Genomic DNA, 20,275 nt, shown 5'->3' with positions numbered 1-20,275 from the left:
GGCGTGTGTCGAACAGCGTGCGAGCAGGCGGGTTCGCTTGAATCAGCTCGGCGAGCGCGGATCGTCGCTGACCACCAGCGGCACGCCGCGGGTGGGGTGTTCGAGCACGACGACCGGCTGCGCGTAGACGCGTTCGATCGTCGCCTGGGTCAGCACTTCGCGCGGGCTGCCGTCGGCGGCGATGCGGCCCTGGTGCAGCATCGCGATGCGGTCGGCGTAGCCGGCAGCGAGGTTGAGATCGTGCAGGACGACGATCACGCAGGCGCCGTCGTCGGCCAGGCCGCGGGCGATGCGCAGCACGGCTTCCTGGTGCTGCAGGTCGAGCGCGGCGGTGGGTTCGTCGAGGAACACGACGGGAGTCGTCTGCGCGAGCACGCGGGCGAACGCGGTGCGCGAGGCCTCGCCGCCGGACAGCGTCTGTACGTCGCGGCCTTCGAAATGCCTAACGTCGGCCGATACCAGAGCAGCATCGACAATGCGCGCGTCGGCTTCGGGATCCGCCGCATGCGGCAGGCGTCCCATTGCGACGACTTCGCGCACGCTGAAGCCGAAGCGCACTGCGTGGTCCTGCGGCAGCACGCTGCGCTCGCGGGCGAGCGGTCGGGCTTTCCAGTCGCGCAGCTCGGCGCCCGACAGACGGACGCGCCCCGTGGCAGGCACGAGATCGCCGCTTGCGACCGCGAGCAGGGTCGACTTGCCGGCACCGTTCGGCCCGACCAGTGCGGTGAGCGTGCCGCGTGCGAAGCGCAGGTCGACCGCGTCGAGAATCGCGCGGCCATCGATGCGCACGGTCACACCGTCGAGCGCGAGCACGTCGTGCGCGTCGTGACTCATGCGGCGCCCTTGCGGCGCAGCACCAGCCACAGGAAGAACGGCGCACCGAGTGCGGCCGAGAACAGACCGAGCGGAATCTCCGACGGCGGATCGAGGCTGCGCGCGGCCGTGTCGGCAACGACGATCAGCAGGCCGCCGGCAACGGCCGACAGCGGCACCAGCCAGCGATGGCCGGGGCCTGCGAGCAGACGCACGAAATGCGGTACGACGAGGCCGACGAAACCGACCACGCCGGCGAACGCGACCGCCGAGCCGACCAGCAGCGCGCAGACCGCGATCAGCATCAGCCGCGCGCGTTTGACGTCCAGACCGATGTGCTGGGCCTGGCGTTCGCCGAGCGCGAGCATGTCGAGCGGCGTGGCGAGCGCGCGCAGTGCGACCGCGCCGAGTGCGAAGGCGGGCAGGGCCGCCAGCATCGAGTTCCAGTTCGCCATCGCCAGCGAGCCCATCTGCCAGAACACCAGCGACTGCAGTTCGTCAGCATCGGCGATGTAGGTGAAGAAGCCGATGGCTGCGGAACACGCGGCCGCGATCGCGATGCCGACCAGCAGCAGCGTCGCGGTGCCGGTGCCACGATCGGGACGTGCCAATACGTAGATCAGAGTCGTCGTCGCGGCGCCGCCGAGAAAGGCCGCCACCGGAATCGTCCATGCACCGAATGCGGTCAGCCCCAGCACGATCGCCGACACCGCGCCTAGCGCGGCGCCATGGGTCACGCCGACGATGCCGGGATCGGCCAGCGGATTGCCGAACAGGCCCTGCAGCCCTGCGCCGGCCATCGCCAGCGACGCGCCGACGATCACCGCCAGCAGCGCACGCGGCACGCGCAGGTTCCAGACCACCGAAATGTCGCGTTGCGTGAGCGCACCGGCATCGACGAGGCCCAGCTTGTGCGCAATCACGTGGACCACGTCGCCCGGCGGGATGCGCAGCGGGCCGATGCCGAACGACAGCACGATCACGATCACCAGCAGGGCCAGCATGCCGAAGAACAGCAGCCCGCCAGGCGGTCGCCGGACCAGGCCGGTGCGTCGTGCCGCTCCGGTCATGCGCCGGGCGCGGCGTCGAGCTCGGCGGCCAGCGTGGTCAGCGCCTGCGCGAGTGCGACCGCGCCGGTGCCACCGCCGATGCTGCTCACCTTGAGCTGCGTATCCGGCATCACCCAGACGCGGTTGGCGAGTCCTGCCGGTGTCTGCTTCAGCGTCGGATACGCCTTCCACAGACCGGCCTCGCCGCCGAACACGCGCAGGTCGTCTTCGCTGACGAGGATCACCTCGGGTTCGACCGCGACGATGCCTTCGTTGCTGAGCTGCGAATAGTTGGCGACCTTGGCTTCGTCGCCAACGTTGATGCCACCGGCGAGGCGGATCAGCACCGCGGCCGCGGTGTCGGCACCGCCGACGGTCGGCGAGCCGCCGCCACCGGTTGCGGAAATATGGATCACGCGCGGCTTGCGCGTATGGGTTGCGGCGATGCGCGCGGCTTCGTCGAGCTGCTGCTGCACCTGTGCGGCGAGCTGCTCGCCTTCGTCGGCGTGGCCGAACACGGTGGCGAGCTTGCGCACCTTGTCGGGAATCGGTTGCAGTTCGTCGACGATCACCAGCGCCTGGCCGGCATCGCGCAGCGGCTGGGCGAGCTTGCCGTGGCGGCGCAGGCTGTTGCCGACGAACAGGGTGCCGTCGAGGCTCAGGATCCCTTCGACGCCCGTGGTGCGGTTGAACAGGAAATGGTGTTGCGCATCGCGGCCGGTCTCGGTGACGGCATTGGTCGGTGCGGCGAACACCTGGTCGGACAGACCCAGTGAATCCATGACCATCACGATGTCGTCGTTGCCGACGATCGTGCGGCTGGTGTCGGTGACGGTGACTTCGACGTCGTCGTCGGACCGCACCGTCACCGGCAGGTCCTGCTGCGAACGCTCGACGCGCGGAATGTCGGTACCGGCGATCCGCAGCCAGCCTTCCGACAACGCATCCGGCGTGGCGCGTGCATCGGTCGTCGATATGGCCTCGGGCGGCGTGGACGACGGCGCGCAGGCGGCGAGCGCACAGGCGAGGGCGAGGAGCAGCGGAGCGCGGAGGCGGCGTTCGGACATCAGCAATCCATTCCAGAAAAAAAGCGGTCGGACCGAAGTCCGGCCGCCGAGTGGCCCATTTTACCGTGGTTTCTTCACTCGCCCTTGGGCGCGATCCGGCGGATCTGGTCACCGTCCTGATCTTCGGCGCCGCGGGACTTGTTGACCGCGTACACCGTGCCGTCTCCGGTCGGCAGCACGTGGTTGGGAAACGTGCCGCCATCGAGGTTGGCGACGATGTTGCCGTTCGCGTCCACCGCCGTGATCGTGCCGGCACCGCGGCTGGCGACGTAGGCAAGCTTGCTGTGCGGATCGAAGGCGACGTAGACAGCGCCCGCGCCGACATAGACGTCGTGCAGCACTTCACCGGTGTCGGCGTTGGCGATCACCAGGTTGTCGCTGCCCTGCGCTGCGACGTAGAGACGACGGCCTTCAGGATCGATCGCGACACCGATGCCGCCATTGACGGACGGGAAGCGGAACATCTTGTCGACCGCACCGGTCGCACCATCGAGTACGACGACCTCACCGGTCGACAGACCCACCGAATAGAGCTTGCCGGCTGCGCGGTCGAGCGTCAGTGCCATCGGACCGAACTCCTCGCCGCGCACTTCGGACGCGACGGTCAGGTCCTGCACCAGCTCCAGCGTCGTTGCGTCGAAGGCCACCATCTTGCCGCCGCCGAAGCCGCTGGCCCAGACACGGTTGTCCTTGGTATCCACGACCAGGTCGCGGCCGTGCGGAAGGACACCCTTGTCGAACTGCTTGACCAGCGACAGGTCGGACTGCTTGTACACAGCGACGGTATCGTCGCGGGTATTGGTGACCCAGACATTGCCGTTGGCGTCGTCGACGGCCACACCGTAGACCGCGTACACGCGACCGTTGGTTTCGCCCTCGACCTGGGCCGGCGTGACACGCGCAGTGACTTCGAGCGTGACGGGATCGAGCTTGAGCAGCTCGGACTGGCTGACCGGCGGACGACCGACGGCGGCCGTCACGAACAGTGCATTCGACGCCTCGCTGTGGGCGACCTGGTACAGACCCTGCACCAGCTTGTTGGTGATCACGTCGTAGCGCTCGGCGCCCGACAGCGGCAGTTCCTTCGAGATCTTCAGATCGAACACGACGGCGGCATCCGAGTTGGCGGCGCGCACGACGACCGGATGACGACCGGTCACGGCGTCGGCCGGGATCTGCACATTGCCCTTGAAGCGGCCTTCGGCATCGGCGGTGTAGGGCTGGGCGTTGAGCACGGTTTCGCCACGCAGCAACGTGACCGACTGGCCCGGCTGGAAGCCGGTGCCGTTGAGCTCGACCGTGTCGCCGGCCTTGATCACCGGGCTGCCGGCGCGCACGGCGCCCTTGAAGTCGATGGCCGGCTGGCCGAAGCCCTGTGCACCCACGGCGCCGACGGCGGCGCACAGGGCGATGGACAGGGCGGCGAGCCGCAGACGACGCGAGGACAACTTTTGCATGACGAACTCCTGGAGCGTGGATTGGACCGGCGTTCCGTATCGCCGGAAGGACATTGCGTGGTGAGCGGGCACAACGTGTGCTGGGTGGGCGATGGCAGTCATCGCGGCACCTGGCGTAGGGCGGCGGACCCGATCGCCGGCAACAGCGCCAACGCGGGAACGCCCGGAAGCGGAGAGAGTTGACGCGACAGCGCATCGGCTGACGTGTCGCGGCTCGACGGCAGGCAGGCATGCACGAAGCCGGCCCACGTCAGCGCCTGCAGCGCCTGGTTGAGCAGGCCCGGCGCGGCGTCATACGGCACGCGAACGCGCAGTTCGGCGAACGACAGCGGTCCCTGCGCGAGTGCATCGAGCGCCGGTGCGAACAGATCGCGCGCGCCGGTCACCGGGCCGATGCGGGTGTCGAAACGCAGATCGCCGGTGAGCGCGGTCGGTGCGCCGGGTAGGGCGGCGAACACCAGCGCATCGAGTGCGTCGAGATGCGCGGTGTCGTCGAGCCGGCGCGCGTCGCGCTGGAACAGATCGCGACGCAGGCTCTGGTTGCGCGCGAGATCGCGTGCGGTCTCGGCGAGCGGGCCGGGCGGCAGCGTACGCAGCCGCGCCTGCAGCTGGCCGGGAATCGACAGTGCATCGATGTTCTCGATCGGCGTCGCGCTGCCGAGAAAACCGCAATCCACGCCCGCGAAGGCGCGGATCACATCGGCGACGTGTTGCGGCTGCCAGTGCGCACCGAGGAATTCGTGGGCGATGTAGCCGGCAGGTTCGCGCTCCATCGCATCGAGCTGGCGCGTGGCACCCGGATGCTCGGCGAAGAACCCCGCGCCGCTATCGGCGAGATCGCGCAGCAATGACAACGCCGCGCTCACGCGCGCCGGTGCATCGCCTTCGAGATGGCGGCCGGCTTCGTGCAGCAGACGCTGCGCGCCCTGCAGCTGCGAGGCGCCCGGATGACTCATGTAAGCGAGTTCGAGCAGGCCGCCGGGCGCGAGACGTCGTTCGACGAACGCGAGGAATGATGCGCGCACCGCGTCCGACACCCAGGCCCAGAGACCGTGCGAGACGATGAAATCGAAGGACTCGCCGTCGTGCGTGGCGTAGTCGCGCAGATCCGCGTGGACGCATTCGAGATTCGCCAGCCCCGCACGTTCGGCGATGTCGCGCGTCCGCGCGATCTGCGCAGCATCGGCATCGACTGCGGTGAAACTGCCCGCCGGATTGCAGGCTGCGGCGACCAGTGCGGTCAGGCCTGCGCCGCTGCCGAGCTCGCACCAGCGGTAGGGCCGGGCGAGGTCGGGTGCGCGGAAGCCGAGCGCGGTGGCGGTGGCGTGCAACCACGCGGGCATCTGTTCGCGATGGAAATGCATCGGGTATGCGGCATCCGCCGCGTAGCCGTCGATGTCCGTCGCGCGTGCGTTCACCGGTTCGGATCCACGCCGTCGGCGTGACTCGGCGTGTCGCTGTGATCGGCGATGCCGGTGATCGCGTGCAGCGCCCACATCAGCGAGGCGCGGAACATCGGGCCGTGGGTCAGCGCGGGGAACTGGCGGTATTCGACCTGCAGGCCGTCGACTTCGGACAGGCGCTGCGCGAGCTTTTCCGCCGAATCCGGCGGCGCGGCTTCGATGCGGCGCAGATGCACCTGCACGCGTGGGTCGTTGAGATCGCGGTGCGCGACCTGGCGCTCGCCTTCGCCCAGACCGATCAGCACGCGCGCCGGGCGGCCTGCATTGTTGGCGACGAAGCGCTGCTCGGGCGCGCCGAGCAGGGCGCCATCGCCCCACCACAGCGACGGACTGCCGGCGGCGTAGGTGTCGAACGCGCCAGTGCGCGTGTACAGCACATGCAATGCGAAGAGGCCGGCCAACGAGTGGCCCCACAGCGTCTGCTGCGTCGGATCGGTGGCCACGCGGCGCTCGACTTCTGGCCGGACCTGCCGTTCGATGACTTCAAGCAGCGCATCCGCGCCACCGCCGCCGACGATCGTGCCGCCGTCGCGCACCGGGCGCTCACCCGCAAACGGCGTGTAGTCGCGCGTGCGCGCTTCGGAATCGATGCGCAGGTCGTTGGCGTAACCCACGAACACCAGTGCATGCGGCACCGGCTGCGCGGCGAGTTCAGCGAGCAGCGCGTCGTCGAATTCGATCAGTGCTGCGTTGCCGTCGAGCATCCAGAACGCCGGCCAGCCGCCCGCGGGCGCGGCGCCCTTCGGCGCGGCGACGTGCACGCGCCAAGTGCGCTGGCCGTCGGCGCTGCTGACGTCGAAGCGCTGGAAGGCGTAGTGCTGCGAGGCGTGGTTGGCGACGGTATCGGTGATCGACTTCGTCGGATCGCGCTGCTGTGCGGACGCGACCTGCGGCACGGCCTGCAGCGCGAACAGCAGGCCGGCGGCCGCGGCGAGCGTGGCCAGGCGCAGCGGACGTGCAGCGGTGGATCGGCGGTTGGGCATGCGGGACATCGTGAGGTGCGGGGGTCCGATCTTCGTGCGACGGGCGCGATGCGTCCAGAACGTCGCGGAATGAGGGCCGGACCTTGAGCGGTCCGGCCGGGTACGGCGCGGAGGCCGCGCGACATCAGAAGCCGATGTTCATGCTCACGTAGTACGAGCGGCCCGGCTCGTTGTAGGTGGCTGCGCCCGCGTACTGGCTGTTGGACTCGCGGAACAGACGCTTGTCGAGCAGGTTGTTGACGCCGCCGCCGAGGCTGACCGTCGGCGTGATGCGGTAGCGCGCGCCGATGCCCCAGATGTTGTACGGCTCGCGCACCTGACGCACCGACACGCAATCCGCGCCGGCTTCGTCGCAGCGGTCGTCGTTGTTCATGTCGCGCGTCGCCGGTTCCTGGCGGCCGTAGAACGTGCCGGTCAGCAGCAGCGAGAGCGCTTCGGTGGCCTGCCAGTCGAGCGAGGTGTTGACGGTGTATTCCGGAATCACCGACAGCGGCTGTCCGGTCACCTTGTTCTCGTTCTCGATCATGTAGGTGACGTTGTTGTTCCACTTCAGCACGCGGCCGCGCTCGCCCATCAGCGGGATATTGATGTTGCCTTCCAGGCCCGAGACCACGGCTTCGGGCGCGTTCTCCCACTGGAAGAGGCGCGCGGGGCGCACGGTCGGCGTTCCAGGCGTCTGCCCGATCGGCGTGAAGCCCGACACCACCTTGTCCTTGTAGTCGTTGTGGAAGTAGGTCAGCGAGGCGTGGTGGCCGGAGACCGGCGCCCACTCGATGCCGATTTCCTTGTTGATGCTGGTCTCGGCGTCGAGATCGGCGTTGCCGAGGATGTAGCAGCCCGAGCCGAAGCTCGGGAAGTTGTCCGGGCAGCCGAAGCCCATCGTGTAATAGAGATAGTTCGGGTTCGACTGGTAGAGATTCGGCGCCTTGAACGCGCGCGCCACGCCGCCCTTGAGCTTGAGGTCTTCGCTCAGCGCGAACTGCACGTTGAGGCTGGGGCTGGCGTTGTTGCCGAACTGGCTGTGGTGGTCGAAGCGCACGCCCGGGGTCAGGATCCAGCGCTCGCCGGCGTAGATGTTGTCCTCGACGAACACCGCCGATGTCTGCGCATCGGCCTTGCCGCCACCGCGGATGGGGTCGAGGCCGGGAATGCCACCGCCGTTGCCGCCCGACTGCGACATCGAATACGGATCTTCCAGCTCGCTGTCGCGATGCTCGAAGCCGACTGTCCAGATGTGTTCGGTCGCGCCGATGGTCGTCGGCAGGTTCACTTCGCCGTCGATCGCGTAGTTGCGCAGGCGCGAGGTCGACGACGCGGTCGCGCTGCCGATCGTGCCTTCCGGGCCACCGGCCAGGCCTTCGTTGAGGCGCGTGTTGTTGGTGCCTTCGAAGGCGACGGTCACGCGCGAGGACGCATCGCCCCAGCGGCCGCGATGGGTCACCGCGCCGCTGTTGCGGTACATGCGGTTGGTCTCGGCGCCCTGTTCGGCGAGCTCGGTCGTCAGCGGCGTGCCGTCGAGGCTGACCGCGCGGTCGCCGGCGTAGATGTTGCCCTGGCGGCTGGTGCCGGCCTCGAACTCGACGACGTGCGCTTCGTTGATGTCCCAGCGCAGCAGGGCGTTGACGTCCTTGTTGCGCACGCCTTCGCGACCCGCGGGCGGGGTGACGCCGACGTCGGTCAGGAAGTCGGCGTTGAGGTCGAGCGAATCGGCCTCTGTCTTGTTGAGGTTGCCGTAGAGGCGGAAAGACAGCGCATCGGTCAGCGGTCCGCTCAGGGTCACGCCGGCGCGCTGGCTGCCGCCTTCCACGCTGTGCTGCGGCACTTGGCCGAACAGGCTCAGCGAGCCGCTCAGATCGCCGGTCGGGCGCTTGGTGATGATGTTGACCACGCCGCCCGAGGCGCCGGAGCCGTAGCGCGCCGCCGCCGGACCGCGCAGCACTTCGATGCGCTCGACCGCTTCGGCCGGCACCCAGTTGGTGTCACCGCGCGTGTTGCGCTCGCCGCTGCGGCCCATGCGGATCGAATCGCGCGAGCCCACCGGCTTGCCGTCGACGAGGATCAGGGTGTTCTCCGGGCCCATGCCGCGCAGGTCGATCTGGCGGTTGTTGCCGTACTGGCCCGACGAGCTGTTACCGGTGAGGTTCACGCCCGGCATCGTGCGGATCAGTTCCGACAGATCGTTCGCCGGCGGGCGACGCTCGATGTCCTCGACCGTGATGACCGAGGTGCCCAGCGCCTGGCGAGCGATGGCTTCGGCGGTGACGCGGACGGTGTCGAGTTCGACGGCGTCGCGGTCGGTGTCATCGGACACGCTCTGCGCGAGGGCAGGCGCGGACAGCAACAAGGCGATCGAGGCGGACAGGGCAGTGCGGTGCAGTGGGGCGGACGACATGCGGAAACTCCGGCGCTGGTAACTCGCCATGGCGGCGGCAGGCGGTGACGTGGGAAGGGCGTCGCTGGGCGACGTTCGCGAATAGTAAAATGAATGCGAATTATTCTCAATAACTTCATTGCGGCGGAACGAAGCGTCTCGCGGCGCCTCACGTGGTTGTTCGCAAATGCGATCTGTTATCATTTGGGTCCTGTACTGCGCTCGAGGCCGTCAACCGACGGACACCCGGCGCACTGCATGCCGGGCCGCCGCTGGCGCCCGCGAACCCGAGATCCCGATGCACACTGCGACGACCGCGCCCCGCACCGCGTCCGCCTTGCCGGCGCTGGTGTTCACTGCCCTCGTGGGCACGATGGCAATGATGGCCTTCGTCGCGGTGGTCGGCCCGGTCGTGCGTCTGCTGGGACTGGCCGAATGGCACGCCGGTCTGTCGGTCACCGCCGCGGGCGTGCTGTGGATGCTGTCGGCGCGACGTTGGGGCCGGCTCAGTGATTGCATCGGCCGTCGACGCGTGCTGCTGATCGGTCTGACCGGCTACGCGGTGGTCTACATCGCGATGGCGGTGTTCGTGGACGTGGCGCTGCGGTCGCCGCCGGCGGTCCTGGTCTCGGTGGCGATGCTGGTGGGCACGCGCGCGTTGATCGGCCTGTTCTATGCGGCCATTCCGCCGACCGCCGGCGCGCTGGTCGCCGATGAAGTCGCGCCCGGTCTGCGCGGCAGTGCGATGGCCAAGCTCGGCACCGCGAACGCGCTCGGCATGGTGCTGGGTCCGGCCGCGGCCGGCTGGATCGCCTTCCACGGCATCGCACTGGCGCTGTACATCGCCGCGGCGCTGCCGCTGCTGGCGCTCGTCGTGCTGTGGTGGCGGCTGCCCGACACGCCGCCTTCGGACAGCCTGCACCAGAAGCCGAAGACGGGCATGGCACTGGCCGATCCACGGCTGCGCCTGCCGGTGTTCACCGTATTCGCGGCAATGGTGTCGGTGACGATCGCCCAGGTCGTCGTCGGCTTCTTCGCGATCGACCGGTTGCAGCTGTCGCCGGCCGATGGCGCGCGCGTCGCCGGTCTCGCGCTGACGGCGGTCGGCATCGGCCTGATCTTCGCCCAGTCGCTGGTGATGCGTTTCAAGTCGATGCCGCCGGCGCGCTGGATCGCATTCGGCGCGCTGGTCTCGGGCATCGGTTTCGCGTCTTCGGCGCTGGTGGGCGTGCAATGGCAGCTGCTGGCGGCCTATGGATTCGCCGCGTTCGGCATGGGCTTCGTGTTTCCGTCGTTCCAGGCGCTGGCGGCCGACTCGGTCGAGTCGCACGAGCAGGGCGCGGCCGCCGGCACGGTCGCGGCGGTGCAGGGCATGGGCATAGTGGCCGGCCCGCTGCTCGGCACACTGCTGTATCGCTGGTCGCCGTCGGCGCCGTATCTGTTCGTCGGCGTGGTGCTGGCAGTGCTGTCGCTGGTCGCCACGCTGCACGCGAGGCGTCCCGCATGAGCGCGACCCGCGCCCTTGAAGCGCGCGATCTGACCGGCGATGTCGCCAGCCTGTTCCGCCTGCACGCGCCGGACCAGCGTCTGGCGACCGACGGCATCCGCAGCCGTCTGCCGGCTGGCCCCGCAGCGACGCTCGGCGAACGCGTCGCCAGGTTCTTCGCCACGCCGCGCAGTGGACCGGATCTTCTGGTCGGCGCGTTGCCGTTCGATCCGCACCAGGACGACGCGCTGTATCAGCCCGAGCGCTTCTCCACGCCCGGCAACGGCAGCTCGCCGTCGACGCTCGGCCCGCTGTTCGCCGCGGCGGAACTGCCGCCTGCTGCCGATTACGCCGACGCGGTCGCGCGCTGCGTCGCCGTGTTACGCGACGCGCCCGCCGGCGAGGACGCGCTGCGCAAGGTTGTGCTCGCGCGCGGCCTGCGCGTGGAAGGTGCGGCGCCGATCGATCCGCACGTGCTCGCGGTCAAGCTCGGCAGCGATGCCAGCGTGACCACCTATGTCGTGCCGCTGCCGGTCGCGCCGGGCGAAGCGCCCGCGTGGCTGGTCGGTGCGACGCCGGAGCTTCTGGTGTCGCGTCGTGGCCGCGCGGTCGTCTCGCATCCGCTGGCCGGTTCGGCGCGTCGCGTCGGCAACGAGGCCGAAGACCGCCGCCGTACCGATGCGCTGCTGGCATCGGACAAGGATCTGCACGAACACCGCTTTGTGGTCGAAGCGATCCTCGACGGCCTCGCTCCGTTGTGCAGCCAGTTGCAGGCGCCGCCGCGACCGTCGCTGCACGCGACCGCGACGATGTGGCATCTCGCGACGCGCATCACCGGCACGTTGAAGCGCGACGACATCTCGTCGGCGACGCTCGCCGGCGTGCTGCATCCCACGCCCGCGGTCTGCGGCACGCCGCGTCTGCCGGCGCTGCAGGCGATCCGCGATCTCGAACCCTTCGACCGCGGCTTCTATGCCGGCGCGGTCGGCTGGACCGATGCGTCGGGCGACGGCGACTGGTACGTGGCGATCCGCTGCGCGCGCGTGCAGGGGCATGCGATGCATCTGTTCGCCGGGGCCGGTATCGTGGCCGATTCGCAGCCCGCGCTCGAGGTCGACGAGACCGCGGCGAAGTTCATGGCCCTGCGCAACGCGCTCGGCATTGACGACGCCCGCGCGGCCTGAAGACACACCAGGACACCTGTTCCGCATGACCGATGCATCCCGACACACTGTGCCGCTGCGGCAGACGTGGCCCGACGATTTCGTCGCGCGCTACCGCGCTGCCGGCCACTGGCGCGGCGAGACCTTTCCCGGCCTCCTGCGCGAGCGCGCGACGCGCTTCGCCGATGCGATCGCCGTTGTCGGCGGCGACACGCGCTGGACCTTTGTGCAGCTGTGGGCCGAGGCCGAGCGCATCGCCGCGGGTCTGCTCGCAAGCGGCCTGGCGCCTGGCGACCGCGTCGTCGTGCAACTGGGCAACATTCCCGAATTCATCGCCGTGGTCTGCGCGCTGTTCCGCGCGCAGCTGGTGCCGGTCTACGCATTGCCCGCGCACCGGCTGACCGAGGTCGCGCACTTCGCACGCAAGTCGGAGGCCAGCGCCTACGTCTGCGCGGAACGCTACGAAGCCTTCGACTACCGCACGCTCGCGCGCGAACTGCAGGCCGATGTGCCCGCGGTGCGACAGGTGCTCGTCGTCGGTGATGCGGCGGAATTCGTTTCGATCGAGTCGCTCGACGGTGCGCGCGATGCACTGCCCGGCGATCCCGATCCGCAGTCGGTCGCGTTCCTGCAGATTTCCGGCGGCAGCACCGGCCTGTCGAAGCTGATTCCGCGCACGCACGACGACTACATCTACAGCTTCCGCGCCAGCAACGATCTGTGCGGCATCGATGGGGACAGCGTCTACATGGTCGCGCTACCCGCCGCGCACAATTTCCCGATGAGTTCGCCCGGCTTCTTCGGCGCGCTGTATGCCGGCGCGCGCGTGGTGCTGAGCCCTGGTCCGGGTCCCGATGCCGCGTTCCCGCTGATCGCCCGCGAGCGCGTGACCTGCGTCGGCCTCGTGCCGCCGCTCGCCCTGCTATGGGCCGATGCTGCGAGAAAGACCTCGCACGATCTGTCGAGCCTGCAGGTGCTGCAGGTCGGCGGCGCCAAGCTGGTGCCGGAAGCCGCCCGCCGCGTGGTCGCGGGTCTCGGTTGCACGCTGCAGCAGGTGTTCGGCATGGCCGAGGGCCTGGTGAACTACACGCGCCTCGACGATGCCGGCGATCTCGTGCTGACCACACAGGGCCGACCGATCAGCGCCGACGACGAAGTGCTGGTGGTCGACGATCACGGTGCGCCGGTCGCCGATGGCGAAGTCGGCCATCTGCTGACGCGCGGCCCGTACACGATCCGCGGCTACCACAACGACGACGCGGCGAATGCGCGGTCGTTCACCGACGACGGCTTCTACCGCACCGGTGACATGGTGCAGCGCCTGCCGAGCGGACATCTGATCGTGCAGGGCCGCGCGACCGACCACATCAACCGCGCCGGCGAAAAGATCTCGGCCGAGGAGATCGAAGACCATCTGCTCGCACATCCGCAGGTGTTCGATGCGGCGGTGGTGTCGATTCCCGACGAATTCCTCGGCGAGCGCAGCTGTGCGTTCGTGATTCCCGGTGAAGAGAAACCGCGCCCGGCCGAGCTCAAGGCCTGGGTGCGCGGTCGCGGGCTCGCGGCGTTCAAGGTGCCGGACCAGATCGTGTTCGTGGATGCGTTCGGCACAACGGCGGTGGGGAAGATCAGCCGCCGCGAACTGCGCGCGCAGTTGCGTGCGCGTTTTCTCGACGACCAGAAGGACGCCGGCTGATGGGCCTGCCGAAGATCACGCCGTATCCGCTACCCACCGCCGCCGAACTTCCGGCGGCACGCGGCCAGTGGACGCCCGAAACCTCCCGCGCCGCGTTGCTCGTCCACGACATGCAGCGCTACTTCCTCGCCGCATTCGCGCAGGACAACGCGCCGCTGGCGCCTGCCGTGCAGAACCTCGCGCGCCTGCTCGCGCATTGCCGCAGCGCGGGCATCCCTGTGTTCTACACCGCGCAGCGCGGCCATCAGGACCGGCGCGATCGCGGCCTGCAGGCCGATCTCTGGGGCCCGGGCATGCAGGCGAGCGCCGAGCACGAGACCATCATCGATGCGCTGGCGCCGATCGACAGCGACCATGTGCTGGTCAAGCACCGCTACAGCGCCTTCCAGCGCAGCAACCTCGACACGCTGATGCGCGCGCGCGGTCGCGACCAGTTGCTGATCACCGGCGTCTACGCGCACATCGGCGTGCTGTCGACGGCGACCGACGCCTTCCAGCGCGACATCGAGACCTTCGTCGTCGCCGACGCGGTCGCCGACTTTTCGCGCGCCGACCACGACCTCGCGCTGCACTGGATCGCGCGCACCTGCGGCGTGCCGCTGACTACCAACCGACTTTTGGAGATGCTGCAGTGACTGTGGACCGCACCGGCCCGTTGACCCTCGAGCGCATGCGCGCCGATGTCGCCAGGCTTGTTGGCGAAGCGCCCGAAGAAGTGCGCGACGACGACAATCTGATGGACCTCGGCCTCGATTCGATGCGCGTGCTGGGCCTGGTGATGGCCTGGGGCGAGCACGGGATCGCGCTGGAGTTCTCGCATCTCGCCGAGCACACCACGCTCGCTGGCTGGTGGCAGGTGGTGCAGGGCCTGCAGCGCGACACGCCCGCCGCCGGATGACCGCGACAGCGTCTCGCGTCGAAGCCGACGCCGCCGCGTCGGGCACGGGCTGGCCGCTGACCGAAGCGCAGGCCGGCCTCTGGTATGCGCAGCGTCTGGCGCCGGACAACCCGGCGTTCAACACCGCGCACGCCTTGTGGATCGACGGCGCGCTGGATGTCGACGCCTTCGTGCGCGCGGCGAGCCAGGCTGTCGACGAGGCGCCGGCGCTGGCCTTGCGCATGCGCGAGACGGGCAACGGTCCGATCCAGTGGATCGACGCGGGTCACGTGCCGCATCTGGACGTCGTCGACCTGTCCGCCGAGTCCGCGCCGGATGCCGCCGCGCGTGCGGCGATGACGCGCGATCGGCTGTCGCCGGTCGATCCTGCGCGCGATCGACTCGCGCTGCAGCGGCTGTACCTGCTGGGTGGCGACCGCTACGTCTGGTACCTGCGCGTGCATCACCTCGCGACCGACGGCTACGGCATGGCGCTGCTGACCGAGCGCACCTGTGCGCTGTATGCCGACGCATCTGTAGGCACAGCGTTCGCGCCGCTAGACGGCGTGCTGGCCGAAGACGCGAGCTATCGCGCGTCGGAGAAGCGCGCGACCGATGCGGAGTACTGGCAGGAGACGCTGGCCGGCATGCCGGCGGCGTCCGGACTCGGCGGCGGCTTTGCCCATGCCGCGCCCGATTGCCTGCGTCACGTCGAAGCGCTCGACGCGGACTTCCGCGACGGCCTCGCCCGCGCGGCGACTGCGCTCGGCCAGCCCTGGCCGGACGTGCTGACCGCACTCACCGCCGCTTACTGCCAGCGCTTCGGCGGGCAGGGCGAAGCCGTCGTCGGCGTGCCCTTCATGGGTCGTCTCGGCAGTGCGTCCGCGCGCGTGCAGGCGATGGTCATGAACGTGTTGCCGCTGCGGGTGCCCGCTCTGGTGGATGCGAGCGTCGCGGATTTCATGCAGACGATGATCCGCGCGCTGCTGCGTGGCCGCCGGCATGGTCGCTATCGCGGCGAACAGTTGCGGCGCGATCTCGGCCTGATCGGCGGGCAGCGTCGTCTGCATGGTCCGCTGATCAACGTGCAGCCATTCTATCGGCCGACACTGCTCGCCGGCACGCGCGCGTCGATGGAAATCCTCGGCACCGGCCCGGTCGATGACATCACCTTGGGCTTCCGCGGCGATGGCGTGCAGGCGCTCGATCTTGAGATCGAGGCCAATCCCGATCTCTACGCGCTGTGCGATGTCGCGTCTCACGCAACGCGTCTGCGCACCTTCCTCGCCGCGGCGTTCGAACTTGCAGCGCAACCGGATGCGCGGCTCGACGACGTGCCGCTGGCGACACCGGCCGAAGCCGCGCGCACGCTGTTCGATTTCAATGCCACCGCGCATCCGGTGCCCGACACGACCCTGGTCGCGTTGATCGGAGCGTCGATGGCGTCCACGCCTGACGCGCCGGCACTGGTGTTCGAAGGCGAGACGCTGACCTACCGCGCACTCGAGACGCGCAGCCGCGCACTCGCGCAGGCGCTGCACGCACGTGGCGCAGGCGCGGACACTGTCGTCGCGGTCGCATTGCCGCGCTCGATCGAACTCGTCGTCGCACTGGTCGCCGTGCTGCGCGCCGGTGCGGCCTATCTGCCGATGGATCTTGCACATCCGATCGAGCGACGCGCGCGCGTCCTGCGGTCCGCACAGCCGGTCGCACTGCTCGCGCAGGTCGACGACGGGATCGACTGGCCGGACGACGCGCCGGGCTTCGCGCCTTCCGACTGGCCGCAGCGTGCGGACGACAGCGCGCTGCCGTCTGTCGACCCGTGGCATGCGGCCTACGTCATCTACACCTCCGGCTCGACTGGTGAGCCCAAGGGCGTCGTCGTCGAGCATCGCGCGATCGTCAATCGCCTCGAATGGATGCGCACGCATTACGGCATCGATGCGAGTGATCGCATCCTGCAGAAGACACCGGCGACATTCGATGTCTCGGTCTGGGAATTCTTCCTGCCGCTGCTGGCCGGCGCCACGCTGGTGGTCGCACCGCCGGACGCACACCGCGATCCGGTTGCGATCGCGAAGCTGATCTGCGAGGCCGGCATCACCACACTGCATTTCGTGCCGTCGATGCTCGCCGCGTTCCTCAGCGCGCCGGAAGCGCGCGGACTCTCGACGCGGCGCGTCTTCGTCAGCGGCGAAGCGCTGGATGCCGATCTGCGCGACCGCTTCCATGCGACGGTCGAGTCGGATTTGCACAACCTTTACGGGCCGACCGAAGCCGCGGTCGACGTCAGTTTCTGGCCCGCCAGTGCGGATGACACTTCGCGCCCGGTCCCGATCGGCTTCCCAGTCTGGAACACGCGGCTGTACGTGCTCGATGCGCGCATGCGCGCGCTTCCGCCCGGCGTCGTCGGCGATCTGTATCTCGGCGGCGTGCAGCTCGCGCGCGGCTATCTGGGCCGCGACGATCTGACCGCCGAGCGCTTCCTCGACGATCCGCATCTGCCCGGCGAACGCATCTACCGCACCGGCGACCTCGCGCGTTGGCGCAGTGACGGCGCAGTCGAGTTCCTCGGCCGCAGCGACCACCAGGTCAAGCTGCGCGGTCTGCGTATCGAGCTGGGCGAGATCGAAGCAGCGATCGTCGCCAGTGGACTCGCGTCGCAAGCGGCCGTCATCGTGCGCGAGGATCGCGCCGGTGACCGGCGTCTGGTCGGCTATCTGCAGCCCACGGACGATTTCGACGCTGCGTCGCTGCGCACGTTCGTCGCCGCACAGTTGCCGGATTACATGGTGCCGTCGGCCTTCGTCGCGCTCGCCGACTGGCCGGTCACCGCGAACGGCAAGCTCGACCGCGACGCCTTGCCGGCACCGGCGTTCGAGGCGGGCGTCTTCGTCGCGCCCCGCACGCCGACCGAATCCGCGCTCGCCGCGTTGTTCGCCGAAGCCCTCGGTGTCGAACGCGTCGGTGCGGACGCAGACTTCTTCGCGCTCGGTGGCGACTCACTGCTCGCGGTGCATCTGCTGCTCGCGATCCAGCAGACCTTCAACCGCGATCCGGGACTTGGTGTCCTGTTTGCGACGCCGACGGTCGAAGGCCTTGCCGCTGCGCTCGATGCGGGCGAGGGCGACGACCCCGACCACGGTCTGGCGCCGGTGATCGCCCTCGCGCAGGGCGAACCCGCGCGTACGCCGCTGTTCGTCGTGCATCCGGCGGGCGGCATCGCTTGGTGTTATCGCGACCTCGCGCGCGCACTCGCGCCTGCGCGCAGCGTGTACGGCCTGCAGTCGCCGGCGCTCGACCTCGCGCAGGCGCTGCCCGGCAGCATCGACGCGCTGGCGGCCGATTACGCGGAACGCGTGGTCGCCTTGCAGCCGGACGGTCCGGTGCATCTGCTCGGCTGGTCCGTCGGCGGCATCCTCGCCCAGGCGATGGCCGTACGCCTGCGCGCGCTTGGCCGCGAGATCGGCGTGCTGGCACTGCTCGATGCGTATCCTGCCGAGGTGTGGCGCGCCGAACCCGAGCCGGATGCCATCGCCGCACTGCGCGCGTTGCTGGCGATTGCCGGCTACGACCCGGATGCATATCCCGAGCTGCGCACGCGCGAGGCCATCGTCGACTTCCTGCGTCGCGGCGACAGCGCGCTGGGCAACCTGCCGGGCGCGGTGCTCGACGGCGTCGTGCGTGCGGTCACCGATACCAATCGCCTGGTGCGGCTGCATCACCACCATCGTTTCGACGGCACGCTGCTGCACGTCCGTGCAGGCAACGACCACGCCGATCGCCCGCAACTGCAGTCCTCGCTGTGGGCCGCGCATGCCGCGCACATCGACTCGATCGAGCTACCGTTCTTGCATGCCGAACTGACCGGCCGCGACGCCACCGCACACATCGCGCCGATGGTCGATGCGCGGCTGGCGGCCTTCGACGCGCGCTGATTGGCCCATCATCCAATCGACAGAAGAACTACCGGGAACCACGCGCATGCAACTCACAGGCTTCGACGGAAAGATCGCCCTCGTCACCGGCGCGGCTGGTGGTATCGGCGCTGCGGTGGTGAGGTTGCTGCGCGAGAGCGGCGCGACGGTGGTGGCGACGGATCGAGAAGCGCCGGTTGTGGGGGTTGCTTCCGAAGGCATTGCCTTGGCTGATGTGGCCCTCACCCCAACCCCTCTCCCGGAGGGAGAGGGACTCGAATCTCGAGGTCGTCCGCTCTTGAGCCCCTCTCCCCCGGGGAGAGGGGTTGGGGTGAGGGCAGGTTTCGCGAATCTCCATTCCCACGCCCTCGATATCACTGACGCGACCGCAGTCGACGCACTCGTCGCCACGATCGAAGCCGATCTCGGCCCCATCGATCTCGCCATCAACGTCGCCGGCATCCTTTCGACCGCCTCGGTCCTCGACCTCACCACCGACGAGTGGCGTCGCACGTTCGCCGTCAACACCGACGGCGTCTTTCACGTGTCGCAGGCCGTGGCCCGTGTCATGGCCCCGCGCCGCCGCGGCGCGATGGTGACGGTCAGCTCCAACGCCGCCGGCATCCCGCGCCAGAACATGGCCGCCTACGCCGCGTCCAAGGCGGCGACGACGATGTTCGTGCGCTGTCTCGGTCTCGAACTCGCGCCGCTCGGCATCCGCTGCAACATCGTCGCGCCCGGTTCAACGCGCACGCCGATGCAGACCGGCATGTGGACCGACGCTGGGGGCGAGGCGCGCACCATCGCCGGCACGCTGGAGACATTCAAGAGCGGCATTCCGCTGGCCAAGCTCGCCGAACCCGAGGACATCGCGAACGCGGTGATGTTCCTGCTGTCCGACCAGGCCGGCCACATCGCGATGAGCGATCTCTATGTCGACGGCGGCGCCACGCTGCGCGCCTGATGGACTCGCATCGGCGCATTGCAGAGAGACTGGTTTCTACACACGGCGGGACACGGGAATGACGACGCAAGTGCAGTCCGGCGCAGTCCTGGTGGGCGTCGGCGTGATCATCATCCGCGACGGCAAGGTGCTGCTCGGCGAACGTGCCGGCGCGCATGGCGCCGGTACCTGGGCCTTGCCGGGCGGCCATCTGGAATTCGGCGAAACGGTCGCGGACTGCGCGCGGCGCGAAGTGCTGGAAGAAACCGGCCTCGCGATCCACGACATCTCGCCTGCGCCATACACCAGCGATGTCTTTGCCGCTGAAGGCCGGCATTACGTGACCCTGTTCGTCACCGCGCAGACGACTGGTGAGCCAATGGTGCTCGAACCCGCGAAATGCCTGGGCTGGCAATGGTTTCACTGGGAGCAGCTGCCAAAGCCCCTGTTCGCGCCATTGCAGACGTTGCGCGATTCCGGTTTCCTGCCCACCAGCGGGATCTAGATGACCGGTCCCTCAGGGGTGTCGAAGAGCTCTCTGATGTCGCTCCGGCTCGTCCACAAGGCGATCGGCGTGTTCGTTCTGCTGCCGACGACGCTTGTCGCGATGTTCTGGACACTGCTGGGCGTCCCGGCCCTGTTCGATGCCTTCGACAATCACGGCGCTGCCGGCGCATCCGTCGGCTTGAGCCTGGCGCTGGTTGCGGGATGGTTCGGGCTCGTGACGCTCTGGCGCCTTTACCGGAATCTTGGCGCGGCGCAATTTTGCGAGCGTCAGACGAATTATTGGATCGGACTGGGCGCAGGCGTCGAGGCCTCCCTCTATCTCCTCATGACCATGCCTGGGCAATGGCTCGCCGCCTGGCCCTTGGTCGCCGCCTCCTATTTCGCCTTGCGATTGCGAGCGTGCGCGATGACTGCCCGCGCGCGACCCGTCTAGCGTTTTCACGCGCTGTCCCAACCCTTTTTGTAGACGCGCTGGGTCGTGAC

16 protein-coding genes are annotated in these 20,275 nt (G+C 69.0%); 9 read left to right on the top strand and 7 right to left on the bottom strand.

What is annotated here, in order from left to right:
- Positions 1 to 42: 42 nt before the first annotated feature.
- From ACZ9YD_RS14985 to ACZ9YD_RS14955, 7 genes are all read right to left on the bottom strand, one after another.
- A complete protein-coding gene (locus tag ACZ9YD_RS14985) occupies positions 43 to 834 on the bottom strand; it encodes a heme ABC transporter ATP-binding protein (RefSeq protein ID WP_465076081.1) in 792 nt (263 codons plus the stop codon).
- Positions 831 to 1,883 carry a FecCD family ABC transporter permease gene (locus tag ACZ9YD_RS14980; protein WP_465076080.1) on the bottom strand — a complete coding sequence of 351 codons (1,053 nt, stop codon included), beginning with the start codon at positions 1,881 to 1,883 and terminating at the stop codon, positions 831 to 833. The genes ACZ9YD_RS14985 and ACZ9YD_RS14980 overlap by 4 nt, the downstream gene beginning before the upstream one ends.
- Positions 1,880 to 2,929, bottom strand: a complete 1,050-nt coding sequence (locus ACZ9YD_RS14975; RefSeq protein WP_465076079.1) for an ABC transporter substrate-binding protein — start codon at positions 2,927 to 2,929, stop codon at positions 1,880 to 1,882. Before ACZ9YD_RS14975 ends, ACZ9YD_RS14980 begins: the two co-directional genes overlap by 4 nt.
- A gap of 74 nt (positions 2,930 to 3,003) precedes the next feature.
- Positions 3,004 to 4,386, bottom strand: a complete 1,383-nt coding sequence (locus tag ACZ9YD_RS14970; RefSeq protein ID WP_465076078.1) for a Vgb family protein — start codon at positions 4,384 to 4,386, stop codon at positions 3,004 to 3,006.
- Between the two features lie 98 nt (positions 4,387 to 4,484).
- Positions 4,485 to 5,804, bottom strand: a complete 1,320-nt coding sequence (locus ACZ9YD_RS14965) for a class I SAM-dependent methyltransferase (protein ID WP_465076077.1) — start codon at positions 5,802 to 5,804, stop codon at positions 4,485 to 4,487.
- Positions 5,801 to 6,832, bottom strand: coding sequence for an alpha/beta hydrolase (locus ACZ9YD_RS14960; protein ID WP_465076076.1), 1,032 nt, complete (start codon positions 6,830 to 6,832; stop codon positions 5,801 to 5,803). The genes ACZ9YD_RS14965 and ACZ9YD_RS14960 overlap by 4 nt, the downstream gene beginning before the upstream one ends.
- 124 nt (positions 6,833 to 6,956) lie before the next feature.
- On the bottom strand, positions 6,957 to 9,224 hold the full coding sequence (locus ACZ9YD_RS14955; protein ID WP_465076075.1) for a TonB-dependent siderophore receptor: 2,268 nt from the start codon (positions 9,222 to 9,224) through the stop codon (positions 6,957 to 6,959).
- 277 nt (positions 9,225 to 9,501) lie between these two features.
- Between ACZ9YD_RS14955 and ACZ9YD_RS14950 the strand changes: the two genes are divergently transcribed.
- From ACZ9YD_RS14950 to ACZ9YD_RS14910, 9 genes are read left to right on the top strand one after another with little or no spacing between them, the layout of a single operon-like run.
- On the top strand, positions 9,502 to 10,710 hold the full coding sequence (locus tag ACZ9YD_RS14950; RefSeq protein ID WP_465076074.1) for an MFS transporter: 1,209 nt from the start codon (positions 9,502 to 9,504) through the stop codon (positions 10,708 to 10,710).
- A complete protein-coding gene (locus ACZ9YD_RS14945; RefSeq protein WP_465076073.1) occupies positions 10,707 to 11,873 on the top strand; it encodes an isochorismate synthase in 1,167 nt (388 codons plus the stop codon). The genes ACZ9YD_RS14950 and ACZ9YD_RS14945 overlap by 4 nt, the downstream gene beginning before the upstream one ends.
- A gap of 25 nt (positions 11,874 to 11,898) precedes the next feature.
- Positions 11,899 to 13,548: a (2,3-dihydroxybenzoyl)adenylate synthase gene (locus ACZ9YD_RS14940; protein WP_465076072.1), complete on the top strand. Its 1,650-nt coding sequence runs from the start codon at positions 11,899 to 11,901 to the stop codon at positions 13,546 to 13,548.
- Positions 13,548 to 14,183: an isochorismatase family protein gene (locus ACZ9YD_RS14935; RefSeq protein WP_465076071.1), complete on the top strand. Its 636-nt coding sequence runs from the start codon at positions 13,548 to 13,550 to the stop codon at positions 14,181 to 14,183. Before ACZ9YD_RS14940 ends, ACZ9YD_RS14935 begins: the two co-directional genes overlap by 1 nt.
- Before the next feature lie 35 nt (positions 14,184 to 14,218).
- Complete coding sequence (locus tag ACZ9YD_RS14930; RefSeq protein WP_465076245.1) at positions 14,219 to 14,446, top strand: phosphopantetheine-binding protein; 228 nt, start codon at positions 14,219 to 14,221, stop codon at positions 14,444 to 14,446.
- Positions 14,443 to 18,363: an amino acid adenylation domain-containing protein gene (locus tag ACZ9YD_RS14925; RefSeq protein WP_465076070.1), complete on the top strand. Its 3,921-nt coding sequence runs from the start codon at positions 14,443 to 14,445 to the stop codon at positions 18,361 to 18,363. Before ACZ9YD_RS14930 ends, ACZ9YD_RS14925 begins: the two co-directional genes overlap by 4 nt.
- Positions 18,364 to 18,409: 46 nt before the next feature.
- Positions 18,410 to 19,306 (top strand): 2,3-dihydro-2,3-dihydroxybenzoate dehydrogenase, encoded by an 897-nt coding sequence (locus ACZ9YD_RS14920; RefSeq protein WP_465076069.1) that lies wholly within the window; start codon positions 18,410 to 18,412, stop codon positions 19,304 to 19,306.
- A 58-nt stretch (positions 19,307 to 19,364) separates the two neighbouring features.
- Positions 19,365 to 19,790, top strand: coding sequence for a nucleotide triphosphate diphosphatase NUDT15 (locus ACZ9YD_RS14915; protein ID WP_465076068.1), 426 nt, complete (start codon positions 19,365 to 19,367; stop codon positions 19,788 to 19,790).
- A 36-nt stretch (positions 19,791 to 19,826) separates the two neighbouring features.
- A complete protein-coding gene (locus ACZ9YD_RS14910) occupies positions 19,827 to 20,225 on the top strand; it encodes a hypothetical protein (protein ID WP_465076067.1) in 399 nt (132 codons plus the stop codon).
- The last annotated feature ends 50 nt before the right edge of the window (positions 20,226 to 20,275 follow it).

The sequence above is a fragment of the Luteimonas sp. AC640a genome (genome assembly GCF_979256585.1).
Note: the sequence above shows the minus strand (reverse complement) of the source record. Positions and strands in the feature narration are given on the sequence as shown.

What these genes read in the sequence shown, in the direction of transcription:
- ACZ9YD_RS14985 (WP_465076081.1), bottom strand. Translation starts at nt 834, where the DNA reads ATGAGTCACGACGCGCACGACGTGCTCGCGCTCGACGGTGTGACCGTG.
- ACZ9YD_RS14980 (WP_465076080.1), bottom strand. Translation starts at nt 1,883, where the DNA reads ATGACCGGAGCGGCACGACGCACCGGCCTGGTCCGGCGACCGCCTGGC.
- ACZ9YD_RS14975 (WP_465076079.1), bottom strand. Translation starts at nt 2,929, where the DNA reads ATGTCCGAACGCCGCCTCCGCGCTCCGCTGCTCCTCGCCCTCGCCTGT.
- ACZ9YD_RS14970 (WP_465076078.1), bottom strand. Translation starts at nt 4,386, where the DNA reads ATGCAAAAGTTGTCCTCGCGTCGTCTGCGGCTCGCCGCCCTGTCCATC.
- ACZ9YD_RS14960 (WP_465076076.1), bottom strand. Translation starts at nt 6,832, where the DNA reads ATGCCCAACCGCCGATCCACCGCTGCACGTCCGCTGCGCCTGGCCACG.
- ACZ9YD_RS14955 (WP_465076075.1), bottom strand. Translation starts at nt 9,224, where the DNA reads ATGTCGTCCGCCCCACTGCACCGCACTGCCCTGTCCGCCTCGATCGCC.
- ACZ9YD_RS14950 (WP_465076074.1), top strand. Translation starts at nt 9,502, where the DNA reads ATGCACACTGCGACGACCGCGCCCCGCACCGCGTCCGCCTTGCCGGCG.
- ACZ9YD_RS14945 (WP_465076073.1), top strand. Translation starts at nt 10,707, where the DNA reads ATGAGCGCGACCCGCGCCCTTGAAGCGCGCGATCTGACCGGCGATGTC.
- ACZ9YD_RS14940 (WP_465076072.1), top strand. Translation starts at nt 11,899, where the DNA reads ATGACCGATGCATCCCGACACACTGTGCCGCTGCGGCAGACGTGGCCC.
- ACZ9YD_RS14935 (WP_465076071.1), top strand. Translation starts at nt 13,548, where the DNA reads ATGGGCCTGCCGAAGATCACGCCGTATCCGCTACCCACCGCCGCCGAA.
- ACZ9YD_RS14930 (WP_465076245.1), top strand. Translation starts at nt 14,219, where the DNA reads ATGCGCGCCGATGTCGCCAGGCTTGTTGGCGAAGCGCCCGAAGAAGTG.
- ACZ9YD_RS14925 (WP_465076070.1), top strand. Translation starts at nt 14,443, where the DNA reads ATGACCGCGACAGCGTCTCGCGTCGAAGCCGACGCCGCCGCGTCGGGC.
- ACZ9YD_RS14920 (WP_465076069.1), top strand. Translation starts at nt 18,410, where the DNA reads ATGCAACTCACAGGCTTCGACGGAAAGATCGCCCTCGTCACCGGCGCG.
- ACZ9YD_RS14915 (WP_465076068.1), top strand. Translation starts at nt 19,365, where the DNA reads ATGACGACGCAAGTGCAGTCCGGCGCAGTCCTGGTGGGCGTCGGCGTG.
- ACZ9YD_RS14910 (WP_465076067.1), top strand. Translation starts at nt 19,827, where the DNA reads ATGTCGCTCCGGCTCGTCCACAAGGCGATCGGCGTGTTCGTTCTGCTG.